The organism is Paenarthrobacter sp. PPS72, assembly GCF_048537125.1.
In the GTDB taxonomy this organism is placed as follows: Bacteria; Actinomycetota; Actinomycetes; order Actinomycetales; family Micrococcaceae; genus Arthrobacter; species Arthrobacter nitroguajacolicus_E.
The window spans coordinates 98,638-115,713 of the sequence record NZ_JBLYIE010000003.1; the positions used below are offsets into that span (position 1 = coordinate 98,638).

Genomic DNA, 17,076 nt, shown 5'->3' on the forward strand with positions numbered 1-17,076 from the left:
GCCAGAAGGGGCCGGTGGAACGGCGGATGGTGATGAAGGAACGCGGCGCGGGTCTCTGGATCAGGCTCATGAACTGACCATTTGGGTGTGTCCCTGCCGGACCGCCGGGGCTTCCGGACACTCCGCGGCGGTCCTAAGCTGGGCTACACCAACTACCGATAGCCAGCCACATCCAAGCGAGGTTGCGCCATGACCGTGAAACTCAACAAGAAGGCTTTTGACCACGCGAAGCACCTGATCCGTGATGGCAAGGTGGTCAAGGACATCCGTGATGACTGGAGTGAGCACGCCCCTACTGCCAAGGTTGAGAGCGCGTTCCTGGACAAGCATGGGCACGCCGAATACTCCAAGTGGTTCCTCGGCGTGGACGACGAACACCCGGCCGAGCAAAAGGGGCATTACAAATTTCCGTTTGGTGACTTCAAGAAGATCCACCGCTGCGGCGTGATTTCCGCCGAGAGCAGGGCCGGCCAGTACGATTACGACGATATTCGCGATGCCTTGGGAAAGCTCCTCGAAAAGATTGACGAGGACTGAACCCCGTGGCCAAGCAGCCGGGAAACATCAGCCGAGCCAAATCCTTCAAGAGCGCACCTTTGGCAACGGCACCATCTTCTCGAGGTACCGCGTGCTGACGTCAGCCCTTCCTAGGCTTCCTTGGTTGCGGCGAAGAGCTGCCGGAGAGTGAAGAAGCAACCAAGGGCGCCAAACAGGAGCGCCAGCAGGAAGTCCCCCACGTAGCCGGAGACGAAGTCCGGGTTGTAAGCAAAATTGTCGGCCATGAGGGCCCACGGCTCGGAATTCATCACCATGGCCAAGGGTTCGCGGCCAAGGAACTTCACGGCGTCGAGCCAAACTCCGCCGAGGAAGGATGCCAGCGCCGTCGCAGCGGTGACGATAGCCACCACCCAAACTCCCTTGCGGCTCAGTGCCCCGGCGCCGGTGACGTAGAACTTTGCGGCCATGAAAGCGGCTGCATAGGTGACCAAGGACGTCATCCATCCGAGATTCCAGATGATCATCCAAAGAATGACACCGATGGGCAGCGCTGCCAAGGCGAACAGGGCGCCGCGTCCGATGTCCTCGCGAGGAACAGAACTGGTGAACGTGTCATTGACCTGCGCGGAATGAGTGCCCGGCTGGGAAGGTGCGGCTTCAGGGTGCCAGGACGGGACCTCAGGTCCCTGCCCGGAAGGGAGACGGATTCCGAATCGCGGTTCCGGAGCCGGACTCGAATCCGGTTCACTGAATTCGGGCGCGTTGGATTGTGTGTTGTCAGACATGGGTCCCCTAATGAGAGAGATGGTGCAATGCGAGAGTGATGGAGAAATCCTCGCACGGCCCTCGCACCCCTGCCGTCGTTGGACTAGTAACGGCCCGAATGTGTCGCTGCCGCTAAGCCGTGCCCACGGAGCGGCGGGAGTCGGCCGGACTGTGCGCCAGGATTTCGGCAAGCTCGGCCAACCGGTGCGCACGTGCCGACTCGGCGGGAGAAAAAGGTTCGCCGGGTCGGGAGAAGACCAGCGGGCCGTGCCACGCCGTCGGAATCTTAAAGACGTCAGTGGAAGGCCCGACGGCGGAAGTCGCCCCGGGCGAGGCGCGTTCGGGATCTATCGCAACTACTTTTGCGGACAGGAGCTCGGCGACGGCCATCGGAAGTTCGCTTGGGTTCCCCGCGATGCGGGTGGCGAGACTCAGGGCCTTGGTTTGACCGTCGGCCATGGCCAAAGCCGTGGTGGGCCACACCTGGGACTCACGCCCACCGCCGTCGTGCAGTGCTTTCAACAGTTACTGATCGGTGACCTCGCCCGGCGTCGCGAGAACGAACTCATCCATCACCCCCTCACCGAAGCCCGTGGCAGCAGAGCCTGTTCCGGTCATCGGGGGACATGGAGGCTAAGAATGTTGGCGTCCAACTGGGCGAGGGACTGGGTGATCTGCTGCAACGACCCTGATTGGTCCAGCAGCGCAGTTCGCGCACGCCGCACGGCAGGAGCGAGGTGCAATTTGTGCCGCTGACGGAGGGCCGGTGCGTGCAACCAACGCCGGAGAACCTTGACTGCGGAGGTTCAGCCACCCAGATGATCAATACCGTGGCGGTGACTGCCAGCAGCAGGACCTTGGCCAAGTAGGGGAGTTGGGTTCCGACCACTGCGGCATGATCCAGCAACGGGAGTGCTCGGGTTGGGCTTCATATTTTCATGCTGCCCTGCCCCTGTTTCGAGCCGGTTGCCTTCACGTCACGCTCCGGGGACAGCCAGGTGAACGTGCGAACCCGGCACCCTCGTAGTGAGGAGGCCGGGTTCGTGTGTCGCAACCGCGAAGCAGCGCGCGCGGTGAGCGGAGGATCTTAACGTGTGCGGTCGGAGTCGAGGTCCGAGTTGAAGTCTGAGCTCCGACCAGTACCTCGGGCGGCCGCTGCATCCTTGAGGAGATCACGGATTTCGGCCAGCAGGGCAGTGTCTGCGGGGAGCGGTTCTTCCTCGGGTTCTTCGGTGGCGAGGCGGTTCTTGACCAGGGAATTGATCTTGTTCATGGGTGCCACGAAGATGAAGTACACCACGGCAGCGGTGATCACGAAGGTCACAAGCGCGGTGAGCACAGCGCCGAAGTTGACGAACGTGGCAGGGTTGTTTTCCCAGATCTTGAAGCCGAGTCCGTCAGCGTTCATGCCGCCGGCGGCGGCGATCACGGGATTGATGATGTTGGTGGTAAAAGCAGCAACGAGGGCGGTGAAAGCACTGCCGATGACTACGGCAATGGCTAACTCGATCACGTTGCCGCGAAGTATGAAGTCCTTGAAACCCTTAAGCATGGATGGTCCTCCGATTGGGTGCGGGTGTCTGGCTCAGCAGAGATCAAACTACCACTCCGAGGTTTCGGGGGGTTGTCACAGGTGAGAGAGGATCGAGCGGAAGGGCTTGGGATGTGAGAGAGGATCGGGCGGAAGGGCTTGGGATGTGAGAGAGCGTCAGGCGAGGAGGGAGCGGGTGTGGTCGTTGAGGAACATGCCGCGGGGATCGAACTCGCGGCGGACCTGGAGGAAAGTGTCCAGCTCCGGGTAGAGGCGTTCGAGGCGGCTACGGGTCATGAAGTGAATCTTCCCCCAGTGGGCGCGCGGCTCGAAATCCTGCAGCACGGCATCGGCATCGCGGAAGAACTGCCAGTAGTCGGTTCCGGGCTCGGTGGTCAGCGTGATGACGGTGCTGTCGCGGCCTTGGAATTGGGACAGGTAGGCGTCGTCTGACTTTACCCAGCGGACCTCCACGGGGTACTTCTGCTCGGGGTATTTGCTGCGGATCATTTCCTGGATGGCTTCGACGGCCACCAAACCGTCCTCGCTGCGGACAAAGTACTCAAGTTCATGGAACTGCGTGGTGAAGCCGCCCGGGTAAATCCGGTAGGAACGGTCCAGACGGGAACCTTCGACGTCGGAGAGCCGGCTTTCGTCCCGGACGGAAGCCACGTTGTACCGCTTGGTGTAGCTGCGGCCTCCCATGCTGTGATCGGGCGAACCGGGAAGGTCCAGGAGTTCACAGGAGTCATCTTCGGGGCACCACAGGAAGGAGTAGTGCCTGTTGTCATCGATGTCGGCCTGCCAGGTAGCGGTGGTTTCGGCCCACGTGGGGTAGGTGATCTGTTCCTGCAGGTAGTAGCTGTCCTCCACGGCTAACTCGACTTCCAGGAAGATCCCCAAGGTGCCCAGGGCTGTCTGGGCGGCGCGAAGCTCGCGAAGTTGGCCCTCTCCGATTTCCACGATTTCGCCGTACCCATTGATCAGTTTCACCCACCGCAGTTTGGACGAGAAGCTGCCCAAATCCTTGCCGGATCCGTGGGTGCTGGTGGCCAGGGCGCCTGCGATCTGCTGTTTGTCGATGTCGCCCTGGTTGCTGAGTGCCAGGCCCTTCTCCCACAGGGCATCCCCGAAGGCGTTGATGGTGGTGCCCGCCAATGCCCGGGCGCGGCGCCCTGAACGGTCGGTCCCGGTGATGGCGGAGAGCCCCGACATGTCCATCAGCACACCGCCGGTCTGAACCAAAGGCGAGGACGAGTGCCCTGAGCCGACCGCCCGCACAGGCAAGCCCTCGCGGATGGCGAAACGGACGGCGTCGAGCGCTTCTTGCTCATTCCTGGGCCGAACGGTGAAGGCGGGTGTCGCGCTTTGGTTGCCACCCCAGTTGGTCCACGTGGCATCCGTGGTGAACGGGGCCGTGGGGGTGGCCGCGGCAGGTGCCCGGGAAATGTTGGTGGTCATGGTGAAAGCTCCGTTGCTTGTCTGTGCGCCTACGCGCCGTGGTTGATCATGACGTGTTTGGTCCGCGAGTAATCGTCCAGGGCGTAGAGCGAGAGGTCGCGGCCATAGCCGGAACCCTTGAATCCGCCCCACGGTACCTCGCATGCCAAGACAAGGTGTGCATTGACCCACACAGTTCCGAAGTCCAGCTGCTTGGGAATCCGGAGGGAAAGGCTCGAATCACGCGTCCACACCGAGGCCGACAAACCGTAGGGGCTCTCGTTCGCGCGGGTCACGGCTTCCTCGGTGGTGCTGAAGGTTTCCACGGTAACCACGGGCCCGAAGATTTCGTGCGTGGCGATGTGTGCACCCGCCGGCACGTTGCTGATGACCGTGGGCTCGATGAAGTAGCCGGGACCTTCCAGTGCGGATCCGCCGATAGCCATGGTGAGTCCCGCCCGGCGCGCTTCCGCGAGCGACTCCTTGACTCGTTCATAGTGCGGGAGGGAGATCATGGGGCCGATTTCGACGTCGTCCCCGGCGTCCGGTGCGCCGATGACCAATGTGCCGACCTCCCGGACCAGGTGCTCGGTGAATTCCTCGGCCACGGACTCGTGCACCAGCACCCGGCAGGCAGCGCCGCAGTCCTGGCCGGCGTTCCAGAAGCCGGCGTTGCGGACACCGGCAGCGGCGGCGCGGAGGTCGGCGTCGGGAAAGACAACAACAGGAGCCTTGCCGCCGAGCTCCAAGTGGACGCGTTTGACCGATTTCGCGGCGGTTTCGGCCACGGCCTGGCCGCTGACTACGCTGCCGGTGAGGGCCACCAAGGCAATGTCGGGATGCTCCGAGAGACGTTGTCCGACGGTCCGGCCACGGCCGGTGACCACGTTGAGGATGCCATCCGGGATGCGCCCGGCCAGCATTTCCACCAGCTTCAATGTGGACAAGGGGGTCTGTTCGGAGGGCTTGATGACGATGCTGTTGCCGGCGGCGAGGATAGGCGCAATCTTCCAGGCGGCCATCAGCAGCGGGTAGTTCCACGGAGTAATGACACCCACCACCCCTACCGGTTCGCGGAGGATCACCGAGGTGTGGTCCGTGGCGTAGTCGCCGCCGGCCATGGAAGTCAGGGTACGTGAGGCTCCGGCCATGAACCGGAACGTATCGATGGTGCTCGAAACGTCGTCCTCGGATACGGCGCGCGGTTTGCCCGTGTTGGCGGACTCGATCGCCTCGAAAGCAGCCCGGTTTTCCTCGATGATGTTCGCGATCAAGTTCAGGACATCCGCACGTTCTTTCGGGGTGGTGGCACCCCAGGTTTTTTGGGCGACGACGGCGGCAGCCACCGCGGTGTCCACGTCGCCGGCGGTTCCCGCCTGGACTGAGGCGATGACCGCCTCGGTGGTGGGGTTCACGACGTCGATCAGCAGGCCCGTGGAACCGGGGACGAAGGAACCGTTGATGAAGTGCCCCGCCGGAGGCAGGGGAAGGGCGGGTTGCTGGGGGACAGAGGTGTGGGCGTCTGAGCGTCGGACGGTGAACTGCTCGGTCTGGGTGGTCATGATGATTCGCTTTCGGGGGAGGCTAGGGGGCGGGGCGGGTCAGAGGAGGTTCAGATCAGGTCAGGGGTAAGCGCCGTAGCGGGAAAGGGTGCGGGCTCTGCCTTCTTCCGGAACACGCGGGCCGCAACGTAGTAGAGGGGAGCCACCACTACCAGGCCAACAATCCATGAGATGTCCACTCCACCCAGCGCGGCAGCCAACGGGCCCGTGTAGATGGCGGTTGCCGAGAAGGGAACCTGAATCAGGGCGCCGGCGATGTAGGAGCCGATGGCCACCCAATTAAACCGCCCGTACACGCCGCCGTCGCGCTTGAAGAAGTCTTCAACCCGGTAGTCGCCGTGCCGCAGAAGGTAGTAGTCCACCAGGTTGATGGCGGTCCACGGAACCAGGACGTACATCAGGAAGGAGAGGAAATTGGTGTAGAAGAGGATGAAGTTGTCGCGGGCAAAGAGGGCGATGGAAACGGCGACGACGAAGAGGATGACTGCCGCGATGCTGCGGGTCTTGGCACGGGGCAACCAACTCGGTTTGAAGGTCTGCCCGATGGTGAGGGTGCACAGGACGCCGCAGTACAGGTTCATGGCGTTCGAGGCCGCGACGCCCAGGCAGAAGATTCCAACAATGATCAGGGTCCACGGCTGGAGCAGGGCACCCAGGCTGCCGACGATTTCGACGTCGCCGCTGCTCATGGAGACGGCGAGCGTACCCACCAGTGCACCAAGAATCATGGGGAACAGTGTGCCCAGCACGCAGCCTGAATATGATGCCCAGAAAGCCGGAGCGGAGCCGGTGCCTTGCGGCATGTAGCGGGAGTAGTCGGAGACGTAGGGCGCGTAGGCCAGCTGCCACAGGGCGGAGACGGAGATGGTCCCCATGAAGCCCACCCAGTTGAAGTTGCCCGTCTCCAGGAAGTTTCCGGGCAGTCCATGGACCATCAGTATCCAGCCGAAAGCCAGGAGCAGTGCCAGTCCGGCCGCGACGCTGAGGACGCGGGCATAGGCGTGGATGAGACGGTAACCGAAGATGGTGGCGATTACGCTAACGACGCCAATGATGATGATGCCTGCGTCCACGCTGATGCCCGGGCTGACGGCGGCCATCGCTTCCCCGCCGAACACGAGGTTCGCTGCGAAGAAGCCGACGTACATGACCACCACGATGACCACGATTAAGAGGGCACCGAAGGAGCCGAACTGGCCGCGGGTCTGGATCATCTGTGCCACACCCAGTTGTGGGCCCTGCGCCGAGTGCAGCGCCATGAAGATGCCGCCCACCACGTTGCCGATGATGATTCCCACGATTGCCGGGACAAAGCCGAGGCCGAACACCGTGGTGGCCAGTCCGCCGGTCACGATGGTCATGATCATGATGTTGGAGCCGAACCAGATGGTGAAGAGGTCGCGGGCCTTGCCGTGCCGCTCATTGGCCGGGATGGGCTGGATGGTTTTGTCCTCGAGGCGGGGAACCTCGGTGGAAGCTGCGGGCGTGCTCATGATGCGCTCGCCGAGACTGCTTGGAGCTCACGATCGGCAGTGCCGGTTGCTTTGCTGCGGTTCACCATGAGGCCCAGGAGATCGAACACCAGGGTGGCGGCGGCAACGGTGGTGATGTCCGCATGGTCGTACGCCGGGGCGACTTCCACGACGTCGGCGCCCACAATGTTGATGCCGTCCAGGCCGCGGAGCAAGGCCAGGAGTTCGCGGGAGTGGAGCCCGCCCATCTCCGGCGTGCCGGTGCCGGGGGCAAACGCCGGGTCCAGGACGTCGATGTCGATGGAGACGTACACCGGCGTATCGCCAAGGCGTTCTTTCACGCGCTGGATGGCAGCCGGAACGCCGATGACATCCAGGTCCGAGCAACGGATGATCTGGAACCCGAACTCGTGGTCGCGGAGGAAGTCGTTGCGGTCATAAACAGGCCCGCGGATACCCACGTGCATCGACTTGTCCTCCACCAGCAGGCCTTCCTCGAACGCCCGCCGGAAGATGGTGCCGTGTGTGATGGGCTGGTCAAAGTAGGTATCCCAAGTGTCCAGATGCGCATCGAAATGCAGGAGTGCCACCGGACCGTGGACTGTATTCAGCGCCCGCAGCATGGGAAGGGCGATGGTGTGGTCGCCGCCGATGGAGATGAGCCGCTTGCCCCCACCGAGCCCGTTGCCTCCGCTGATCAAGGGCAATGCCTGCTCTTCGATTTCCCGGACAGCCCGGGTGATGTCGTAGGGGGTGCAGGCGATGTCGCCGGCATCCACAACCTGGGCTTCGTACACCGGTTCGACGTCGAGCTCCGGGTGGTAGCCGGGGCGCAGGAGGCGGGAAGCCTCGCGGACTGCGGCAGGACCGAAACGGGCGCCGGGGCGGAAGGAGGTTCCGCCGTCGAACGGTACGCCGACAATGGCAATGTCGTAGTCCGGGACGCGGTCGATTTGGGGGAGCCGGGCGAAGGTTCCCAGCCCTGCATAGCGGGGGACTTTGGTTGCGTCGACAGGGCCGATGGGCTTGTGCGTTGTCATTGACGGATCCTTGGGGTGAGGGGTGCTCGCCGTTGAGCGGGAAGTTAGTAATTCCATTCTTGGTGACGTGGATCACCCCGGATAGCGGTACATTGACTACAAATGGTCGAGTCGTTTAGACGAATGTCTAAGTCCCGCTGGGAACGGCGCCACAACGTGCCGCACCAGGGATTCAGGAGCACAAAAAATGGCTATCACCGTGGCCGAACTCATCGCAGAGCCGCAACTCGGACTCACCCTCCTGGCCGGATCCGCGGGCCTGGACAACCGCATCACCTGGGCCCACACCTCGGACCTGCCCAGGCTCTGGGAATGGGTCACCGGTGGAGAGCTCATGATGACCAACGGCCTCTCCATTCCCGCCGACCCTGTAGGCCAGGTGGCGCTCGCGGAGGCGCTCATGGACAGCGGTGCCAGTGCGTTGGCGATCGGCGAGAAGATGCACGCCCCGCCCCTCACCCAGGAATTCGTGGCGGCCTGCGAAAACCTCCCATTGCCTCTAATCAACATCCCGTACCCGCTGCCGTTCATCGCGATCGCCCGGTCCGTGGCCGAATCCTCCCTGCTCGAAGAGTCGCGTCGGCTGCGCCAAACTGCCCGCGTCTACGATCTGCTCCGCACGGCCGGAGCTTCCGAAGACCATTGGCAAAGCCTGGTCCAGCGGCTGGCGACCGAGCTCGACGCGGACCTGTTCGTGGTTGACCGACGTTGCCTTCATCCCTGGCATCCGGACGGGCAGGCCCTCCCCGCGTTCCTTGCCGAGGAGTGGGCTCCTTTGTCCGGGCAGGTATCCCTCGCGGGGAAGAACTTCCAATGGCACCGCATCCGCGGCCGGCACGTGCTCACCATGGACATTCCCACGCATGCCAACGCGCTCCTGGTGGTGCTGCCCCACAACGAACCGCACCCGGACGCCGTCGTACTCCTCCATGCCGCGACCGTGCTGGGACTGCAGCTTTCACGCATCGTCTTGTCCCTGGAGGGCCGCCATCGGCTGGCCGGCGAATTCCTGCTGCAGGCCATGGATGGGCGCCTGGGGGCAGCCGAGATGGAGAGCCGCTTGGCCGTTTTCGACGTTCCGCCCCAGGCTTTCCTGCTCGCCTCCCTGACGGCCGCGACCGATCAAAAGACGGCCGGGCAAGCAACAGCCGACGACGGCGACAAGCTGGCCAACGTCCACATTGAACTATGGCGGCACGGGGTTGCGTCGGCGTCCTTGAAGCGGAACAACAGGCTCCACGTAGTGGTCCCTGCCGACGTGCCGGATGACGTCCTGGTGCACTGCGCCGGCGTGGAAACGTCCATCGGGATCAGTGCGCCTGCCGACGTCACAGGCATCCAAAGGGCATTGCAGGAGTCCCTCTGGGCGCTTGGTTCCGCCCGGGCCAACAAGCTGGGGCTGGCCCGCTACGCCGAGGGACCATCGTGGCTTGGACTCACCGGTTTCGAGGAAGGAACGGCGCTGGTCAGGCGTCTGCTGGGTCCGATTTTTGACTATGAACAGGGCCAAGAGGGGGATCTGATCCTCACGCTGAGGACGTATTTGGACTCGCAGCGTTCCTGGCAGAAGACCGCGACGGCGCTCTTCGCCCACCGGCAAACCATCATTTACCGGATGCGGAAAATCGGCGAACTGACGGGGCTGGACATGGGTGAGACCTCCACCGTGGCGCAGTTGTGGTTCGCCCTGCAGATCCATGAGGCGATGCATGAGTAGCTTCGCCTTGCTTGCGCTTATAGAAAAGAACCCGCTATGGTGTGAAGCGTGTCACTCACGTGATGCAACGCTTTTGATCTGCGGCGGGAGAGTCCTGCCGGTACATCCAGTCAGGCGCCGTAGGAGCAAATCCTCCCCAGGAATCTCTCAGGCCCATGTACCGCCGCGGTTAGGCAACTCTGGAAAGCAGTCCGGGTAACCGGGCTCACCGACGGTGCAAGCAGGCAACCATCCCTGCGGAATCTCTCAGGTCCAATACAGAGCGGGGAGGAACCCCACATCATCGTGGCGCTCACTGGGCGCCTGAATCATGGAGTTCCTCTTGACTGTTCAATCAACCCCCACCGCCTTCGCGGACCGGCATATCGGCACCCGCCGCCAAGCCGACGTTGACACCATGCTCAAGGCCATCGGCTACGACTCTGTCGACGGCTTGGTAGACGTCGCGGTTCCCGATTCCATCCGCCAGGAAACTGCCCTGAAACTGCAGGATGCCCTCACCGAGGTGCAGGTCCTCGCCGAGCTCCGCAAGCTCGCGTCCAAGAACAAGACCGCCGTCCAGATGATCGGCCAGGGCTACTACGACACCGTCACGCCGCCGGTGATCCGCCGCAACATCCTCGAAGCTCCCGCTTGGTACACGGCCTACACGCCGTACCAGCCGGAAATTTCCCAGGGCCGCCTTGAAGCGCTGCTCAACTTCCAGACCATGGTGCAGGATCTCACGGGACTTCCCGTAGCCAATGCTTCTCTGCTGGACGAAGCCACCGCTGTGGCTGAGGCCGTGCTGTTGATGCGCCGGGCGAATAAGTCCACCGGACAAAACGCAGGCGCCAAGGACGGCAAGACTGTCCTGGACGCCGACCTCCTCCCGCAGACCATCGCCATTGTGAAGGGACGCGCCGAGGCACTGGGCTTCGAGGTTGAGATTGCCGACCTCAGCGCCGGCCTTCCCGACGGCGACATCAACGGTATCGTCCTGCAGCAACCGGGTGTTTCGGGCCGCGTTTTTGATCACTCCGGCGTCATCGCTGCGGCCAAGGAAGGCGGCGCTCTGGTCACGGTCGCAGCCGATTTGCTGGCGCTCACCCTCATCACGCCCCCGGGCGAGCAAGGTGCGGACATCGCCGTCGGAACCGCGCAGCGCTTCGGCGTCCCGCTGTTCTTCGGCGGCCCGCACGCCGCCTACATGGCTGTCCGCGAAGGCATGGAACGCACACTACCGGGCCGCATCGTTGGTGTTTCCAAGGACAACGCCGGCGTCCCCGCCTACCGCCTGGCCCTGCAAACCCGCGAGCAGCACATTCGCCGCGAAAAGGCCACGTCCAACATCTGCACTGCGCAGGCACTGCTCGCGATCGTGGCCTCCATGTATGCCGTGTACCACGGCCCCGAAGGTTTGAAGTCGATCGCCGAAACCGTCCACGGCCATGCCCGCGTTTTGGCTACCGCCCTGCAGAAGGCCGGCCGCGAACTCGTCTCCGAGGCCTTCTTCGACACCCTGACCGTCCGCGTCCCCGGCAAGGCGGACAAGGTCATCGCCGCCGCCGAAGCCCGAGGCATCAACCTCCGCCTCATCGACGCAGACACCGTGGGCGTCTCCGTTGATGAAACCACGACGCCGGAGGTCCTCTCCGCAGTCGCCGTCGCCTTTGGTGCCGGTCCTGTAGGCGATGCTGCCGGGTTCGAACTGCCCGCCGATGTTGTCCGAACCTCCGATTTCCTGCAGCACCCGGTGTTCAACACGCACCGTTCCGAGACGCAGCTGTTGCGCTACATCCGCAAGCTGTCAGACCGGGACCTCGCGTTGGACCGCACCATGATCCCACTGGGTTCGTGCACCATGAAGCTGAATGCCACCGCTGAAATGGAAGCCATTTCCTGGCCTGAGTTCGCCTCCATCCACCCGTTTGCTCCGGACCACCAAACAGCGGGTTGGCGCGAGCTGATTGAGGACCTGGAAGCGGACCTCACGGAGATCACCGGCTACGACCAAGTGTCCATCCAGCCGAACGCGGGGTCCCAGGGTGAGCTCGCCGGGCTCCTCGCCATCCGCGGCTACCACCTGTCCCGCGGCGACGAGCAGCGCACTGTCTGCCTTATCCCGGCTTCCGCTCACGGCACCAATGCGGCCTCCGCTGTGCTGGCCGGCATGAAGGTAGTAGTGGTGGCCACCGCGCCTGATGGCACCATCGATCACGCGGACCTGACCGCCAAGATCGAAGCAAACAAGGATGTCCTGTCCTGCATCATGATCACCTACCCGTCCACCCACGGCGTGTACGACGCCGACGTCCGCGAAGTCTGTGACGCGATCCACGCAGCCGGTGGCCAAGTGTACGTTGACGGCGCCAACTTGAACGCACTGGTTGGTTTGGCCCAGCCGGGCAAGTTCGGCGGGGACGTGTCCCACCTGAACCTGCACAAAACCTTCTGCATCCCGCATGGTGGCGGCGGACCCGGTGTTGGTCCGGTTGCTGCGAAGGCACACCTGGCTCCGTTCATGCCGGGCGATGCCAACAAAGCCGCTCATGAGGAAGGGCACGGCGTGGCCATCTCGGCTTCCCGTTACGGCTCCGCTGGCGTGCTGCCCATCTCCTGGGCGTACGTGAAGCTCATGGGCGGGCAAGGGCTGACGGAAGCAACCAAGTCCGCGCTGTTGGCTGCGAACTATGTTGCCTCGCGTTTGGATGAGCACTTCCCGGTCCTGTACACCGGCGAGGGCGGGCTCGTGGCCCACGAATGCATCCTGGACCTCCGCGAACTGACCGCCCGAACGGGAGTGACTGCCGAAGACGTGGCCAAGCGCCTGATCGACTTCGGCTTCCACGCCCCCACCCTCGCGTTCCCCGTTGCGGGCACCTTGATGGTGGAGCCCACCGAATCCGAAGACCTGGCCGAGATCGACCGCTTCATCGAGGCCATGATCACCATCCGTGCCGAGATCGAGCAGGTGGCCGGCGGTGATTTCACTGTTGAGAAGTCGCCGCTGCGCAACGCACCGCACACAGCTGCCGCCGTCGTAAGTTCCGATTGGGACCGCGACTACCCGCGCGAGCAGGCCGCGTTCCCTGTCCACCATCTCAAGCAGGACAAGTACTTCCCGCCGGTCGGCCGGATCGACGGCGCCGCAGGTGACCGAAACCTCGTGTGCTCCTGCCCTCCCCTCGAAGCGTTCGAAAACTAAGGACCCCCACATGTCTGAGAACTACACTGCTCTCTACGAGCAGCACAAAAAGGCCGGCGCGTCCTTCACCGATTTCGGCGGCTGGCAGATGCCCCTCAAATACGAGTCCGAGCTCGCCGAACACCACGCGGTCCGCAAGTCCGCTGGCCTGTTCGACCTCTCCCACATGGGTGAAGTCTGGGTCACCGGGCCCGACGCAGCCGCGTTCCTGGACTACGCGCTGGTGGGTAAGTTGTCGGCGATCGCGGTGGGCAAGGCCAAGTACTCGCTGATCTGCAATGCGGACGGCGGCATCATCGACGACCTCATCACCTACCGCCGGCCCTCTCCGGAGGACGGTGTGGACAGCTACCTCGTGGTCCCCAATGCGGGCAACGCGAAGGTGGCCGCTGAGGCGCTTCTGAAGCGCGCGGCCGGTTTTAACGTTGCGGTGGAAGACGCTTCCGCCGAGACGTCCCTCGTCGCCGTGCAGGGCCCGAACGCCGAAGCCATCCTGTTGTCCCTCATTCCGGCCGATCAGCACGCATTGGTCACGGAACTGAAGTACTACGCGGCAGTTGAGGTAGGGATTACTTTCGACGGCGGCACGCAAGACCTGCTGCTCGCCCGAACCGGATACACCGGCGAAGACGGGTTCGAGATCTACGTCCCGAACGTTGACGCCGCGGGCCTCTGGGAAGCCCTGCTCGAGGCAGGGGAAGGCCACGGACTCATCCCGGCAGGCCTCGCAGCCCGCGACTCGCTGCGCCTGGAAGCCGGCATGCCCCTCTACGGCAACGAGCTCAACCGCCACGTCAACGCTTACGCAGCAGGACTGGGTCCCGTAGTTTCCCTGGCCAAGGAAAGCGACTTCATCGGCCGCGATGCGCTCACAGCCATCAAGGCCGCCGGCGTCGGATCCACCCTTGGACAGAAGCTCGTTGGTCTCAAAGGCACCGGACGCCGTGCGGCCCGCGCCCACTATTCGGTCCTCAAAGACGGCTCGCTCATCGGCGAAGTCACCTCCGGCCAGCCAAGCCCGACGCTCGGTTACCCGATCGCCTTGGCGTATGTCGACGTCGAGCATTCAGAACCCGGCACGATCGTGGACGTGGACCTCCGAGGCAAAGCCGAGCCGTTCGAAGTAGTGGCACTGCCGTTCTACAAGCGCCAGAAATAGGGAGTTTGTGTACATATAACGCCCTTATGAGGCCCTGTTAAGGGCATCAGCTGTACAAAAACTCTCAGAGAGAAGGAATTGGAATGAGCAAAGTAGTTGCCGAGCTGAAGTACTCGGCTGAGCACGAGTGGGTTGCCGTCGACGGTGACGGGCCCGTAGGGATCGGGATTTCGGCGGTTGCCGCTGACGCCCTGGGCGACATTGTGTACGTGGACCTCCCCGAGGTTGGTTCCACAGTGACCGCCGGCGAGACGTGTGGCGAGGTGGAATCGACCAAGTCGGTGTCCGACCTGTACTCGCCGGTGACGGGTGAGGTGACCGAGATCAACGACGCCGTCGTCAGCGATCCCGCCCTCATCAATAACGATCCCTATGGTGCCGGCTGGCTGTTCAAGGTTGCCGCCACGTCCGAAGGGCCGCTCATGTCGGCCGAAGAATACGCTGCAACGAATGGTGGAGAACTGTGAACCCGGTATCTGTGACTGACTTTCAGCAGGTTGTTTCGGCGTCGTTGGACGCCCGGCTGTCCGAGCTGGACCCCGAGATCGCCGCGAAGATCGACGACGAACTGGCTCGCCAGCGCGACGGCCTGGAAATGATCGCCTCCGAGAACCACACCGCCGTTGCCGTGATGCAGGCCCAAGGCTCGGTATTGACCAACAAGTACGCCGAAGGTTACCCGGGCAAGCGCTACTACGGCGGCTGCGAACACGTTGATGTGATCGAGCAGCTCGCGATTGATCGCATCAAGGCCCTCTTTGGTGCCGAGTACGCGAACGTCCAGCCGCACTCCGGAGCCCAGGCCAACGCCTCGGTGATGCACGCCCTGATCAAGCCGGGCGACACCATCATAGGCCTGAACCTCGCCCACGGCGGACACCTGACCCACGGCATGCGCATCAACTTCTCGGGCAAGCTTTACAACGTGGTCCCCTACGGCGTCCGCGAGGACACCCACACCGTGGACATGGCCGAGGTAGAGGCCCTGGCACAGGCGCACAAACCGGCACTCATCGTGGCCGGTTGGTCCGCTTATGCGCGGCAGCTGGACTTCGCCGAGTTCCGCCGCATCGCTGACTCCGTGGGTGCCTACCTGATGGTGGACATGGCCCACTTCGCCGGCCTCGTTGCCGCTGGCCTGCACCCCTCGCCAGTCCCGCACGCCCACGTCACCACGTCCACCACGCACAAGACCCTCGCCGGTCCGCGCGGCGGCATCATCCTCTCCAACGACGCCGACATCGCCAAGAAGATCAACTCGGCCGTGTTCCCGGGCCAACAAGGCGGGCCGCTCGAGCACGTCATCGCCGGCAAGGCCGTCGCGTTCAAGATCGCCGCTACCGAAGAGTTCCGCGAACGTCAGGAACGTGTCCTCGCCGGTGCCCGCATCCTCGCAGAACGACTCGTCCAGCCCGACGTCGCCGCCAAGCGCATCAGCGTGGTCTCCGGCGGCACCGACGTTCACCTGGTCCTCGTGGACCTCCGCAACTGCGAACTCGACGGTCAGCAAGCCGAAGACCGCCTCGCCGCGATCGACATCACCGTCAACCGCAACGCAGTCCCCTTCGACCCCCGCCCGCCCATGGTCACCTCCGGCCTGCGCATCGGCACCCCGGCGTTGGCTACCCGCGGGTTCGGGGAAGCAGCCTTCCGTGAGGTCGCGGACATCATCGCCGAAGTGTTGATCGCCGACGCCGATGCGGACCTTTCCGGGTTGCGGCACCGCGTTGACGTGCTTGCCAAGGCGCACCCGCTGTATCCGGGGGTCGCGGACCTCTCTTAGTAGCCCGTCGGGTTCGCCCCTGGGGTCGCACGTTGGGTTGGTCCGTCTGGGGTGGCGCCGTGGGTTCCCGCGTTGGGACCCGTTGGGGCCGACATCCTCCGCGGGCTCGGTCGCATAGGCATCCGCTGAGCGGATGCGATGCTCCCTTGGACGCCCGCTTCCGGATGCCGGCCCCAAGGGGGCCCGGTCGGGTTGCACAGAGTCGGGTTGCACGGATGGGGCAAGACTCAGGGGTTTGCTTGTTTGTGGATGGATTCAGCTGCCGAGAGTGTTCCTCGGGAGCCAGCTTCGCTTGTTGTAGATTGGTCCAGCTGCCGGGGGTGTTCCTTGGGCGTGGGGTTGGTTTGGGCTGGGGTCTTGGTCCGATTCGTGGGTTTGCTGCGGGATGTGCCGGGCGCGCGGCATGTTTGGGGGCGAAGCATCGAAAGGGCGTGGGGGCGCCGGGATTTTGTGGGGTCCGCTCCGTTTGTTGGGGGCCGGGCGGGTTCTGTTTCGTTTTACTTAGTGAGGAAAAACCATGGCCGTTGGGGTCTTTGATCTGTTCTCTGTGGGTATTGGTCCATCGAGTTCTCATACTGTTGGGCCGATGCGGGCCGGGGCGGTGTTTGCCCGTGAGCTGCGTGAATCCGGGCTGCTGGACTCCGTGACAGGCTTGCGGGTTGATCTGTATGGTTCGTTGGCTGCGACGGGTCGTGGGCATGGAACCATGACGGCTACTCTGCTGGGCTTGGAGGGGTATCACCCCGAAAAGATTCTGCCTGATGAGGTGGAGGAGCGGTTGGCTTCCATCGCTGAGACGGGAAAGCTCAACCTGGCTGGCGATGTGCTCTTGGATTATGCGGTGGAGGATATGGTCTTGCATCCGTTGACGGTGTTGCCGCGGCATACGAACGGGATGAGGTTTGCTGTTTCTGATGCTGGG

General features: G+C 63.5%; 13 protein-coding genes, 1 pseudogene and 1 riboswitch. Of the genes and pseudogenes, 7 read left to right on the forward strand and 7 right to left on the reverse strand.

Translation table 11 applies throughout. The features are described 5' to 3' along the window. The first annotated feature begins 189 nt into the window (after positions 1-189). A complete protein-coding gene (locus tag ACLRGI_RS01265) occupies positions 190-537 on the forward strand; it encodes a hypothetical protein (protein ID WP_419199916.1) in 348 nt (115 codons plus the stop codon). A 110-nt stretch (positions 538-647) separates the two neighbouring features. On the opposite strand, the gene ACLRGI_RS01270 is transcribed toward ACLRGI_RS01265, so the two are convergent. The 7 genes and pseudogenes from ACLRGI_RS01270 to speB all read right to left on the reverse strand — a co-directional run bounded on the left by ACLRGI_RS01270 (position 648) and on the right by speB (position 8,308). After that, positions 648-1,283: a DUF502 domain-containing protein gene (locus ACLRGI_RS01270; protein WP_419199917.1), complete on the reverse strand. Its 636-nt coding sequence runs from the start codon at positions 1,281-1,283 to the stop codon at positions 648-650. 112 nt (positions 1,284-1,395) lie between these two features. Then, positions 1,396-2,176, reverse strand: a pseudogene (locus ACLRGI_RS01275) (amino acid-binding protein); the annotation flags it as partial. Between the two features lie 174 nt (positions 2,177-2,350). Then, positions 2,351-2,815 carry a large conductance mechanosensitive channel protein MscL gene (gene mscL, locus ACLRGI_RS01280; protein ID WP_419199918.1) on the reverse strand — a complete coding sequence of 155 codons (465 nt, stop codon included), beginning with the start codon at positions 2,813-2,815 and terminating at the stop codon, positions 2,351-2,353. Positions 2,816-2,971: 156 nt separating this feature from the next. Beyond that, positions 2,972-4,255: a D-arabinono-1,4-lactone oxidase gene (locus ACLRGI_RS01285; protein ID WP_419199919.1), complete on the reverse strand. Its 1,284-nt coding sequence runs from the start codon at positions 4,253-4,255 to the stop codon at positions 2,972-2,974. 29 nt (positions 4,256-4,284) lie between these two features. Continuing rightward, positions 4,285-5,796 (reverse strand): aldehyde dehydrogenase family protein, encoded by a 1,512-nt coding sequence (locus ACLRGI_RS01290; protein ID WP_419199920.1) that lies wholly within the window; start codon positions 5,794-5,796, stop codon positions 4,285-4,287. A gap of 50 nt (positions 5,797-5,846) precedes the next feature. Next, complete coding sequence (locus ACLRGI_RS01295; RefSeq protein ID WP_419199921.1) at positions 5,847-7,289, reverse strand: purine-cytosine permease family protein; 1,443 nt, start codon at positions 7,287-7,289, stop codon at positions 5,847-5,849. Continuing rightward, the gene (gene speB / locus ACLRGI_RS01300) at positions 7,286-8,308 is read right to left on the reverse strand and encodes an agmatinase (protein ID WP_419199922.1); all 1,023 of its coding nucleotides are present in this window, start codon (positions 8,306-8,308) and stop codon (positions 7,286-7,288) included. The genes ACLRGI_RS01295 and speB overlap by 4 nt, the downstream gene beginning before the upstream one ends. Before the next feature lie 187 nt (positions 8,309-8,495). Here speB and ACLRGI_RS01305 point away from each other — a divergent pair, with 187 nt between their 5' ends. The 6 genes from ACLRGI_RS01305 to ACLRGI_RS01330 form a co-directional block, all read left to right on the forward strand. Next, entirely contained in the window at positions 8,496-10,025 is a 1,530-nt protein-coding gene (locus tag ACLRGI_RS01305) for a PucR family transcriptional regulator (RefSeq protein ID WP_419199923.1), read from the forward strand. Between the two features lie 74 nt (positions 10,026-10,099). After that, positions 10,100-10,198: riboswitch (glycine riboswitch) on the forward strand. Positions 10,199-10,347: 149 nt separating this feature from the next. Beyond that, positions 10,348-13,212 carry an aminomethyl-transferring glycine dehydrogenase gene (gene gcvP, locus ACLRGI_RS01310; protein WP_419199924.1) on the forward strand — a complete coding sequence of 955 codons (2,865 nt, stop codon included), beginning with the start codon at positions 10,348-10,350 and terminating at the stop codon, positions 13,210-13,212. Positions 13,213-13,222: 10 nt separating this feature from the next. Further along, positions 13,223-14,371 (forward strand): glycine cleavage system aminomethyltransferase GcvT, encoded by a 1,149-nt coding sequence (gene gcvT, locus ACLRGI_RS01315; RefSeq protein WP_419199925.1) that lies wholly within the window; start codon positions 13,223-13,225, stop codon positions 14,369-14,371. 83 nt (positions 14,372-14,454) lie between these two features. Beyond that, positions 14,455-14,838 (forward strand): glycine cleavage system protein GcvH, encoded by a 384-nt coding sequence (gene gcvH / locus ACLRGI_RS01320; protein ID WP_419199926.1) that lies wholly within the window; start codon positions 14,455-14,457, stop codon positions 14,836-14,838. Further along, entirely contained in the window at positions 14,835-16,154 is a 1,320-nt protein-coding gene (gene glyA / locus ACLRGI_RS01325; RefSeq protein ID WP_419199927.1) for a serine hydroxymethyltransferase, read from the forward strand. Before gcvH ends, glyA begins: the two co-directional genes overlap by 4 nt. Before the next feature lie 517 nt (positions 16,155-16,671). Further along, positions 16,672-17,076, forward strand: a 405-nt coding sequence (locus ACLRGI_RS01330; RefSeq protein ID WP_419199928.1) for a serine dehydratase beta chain, incomplete at its 3' end; no start/stop codon positions are given.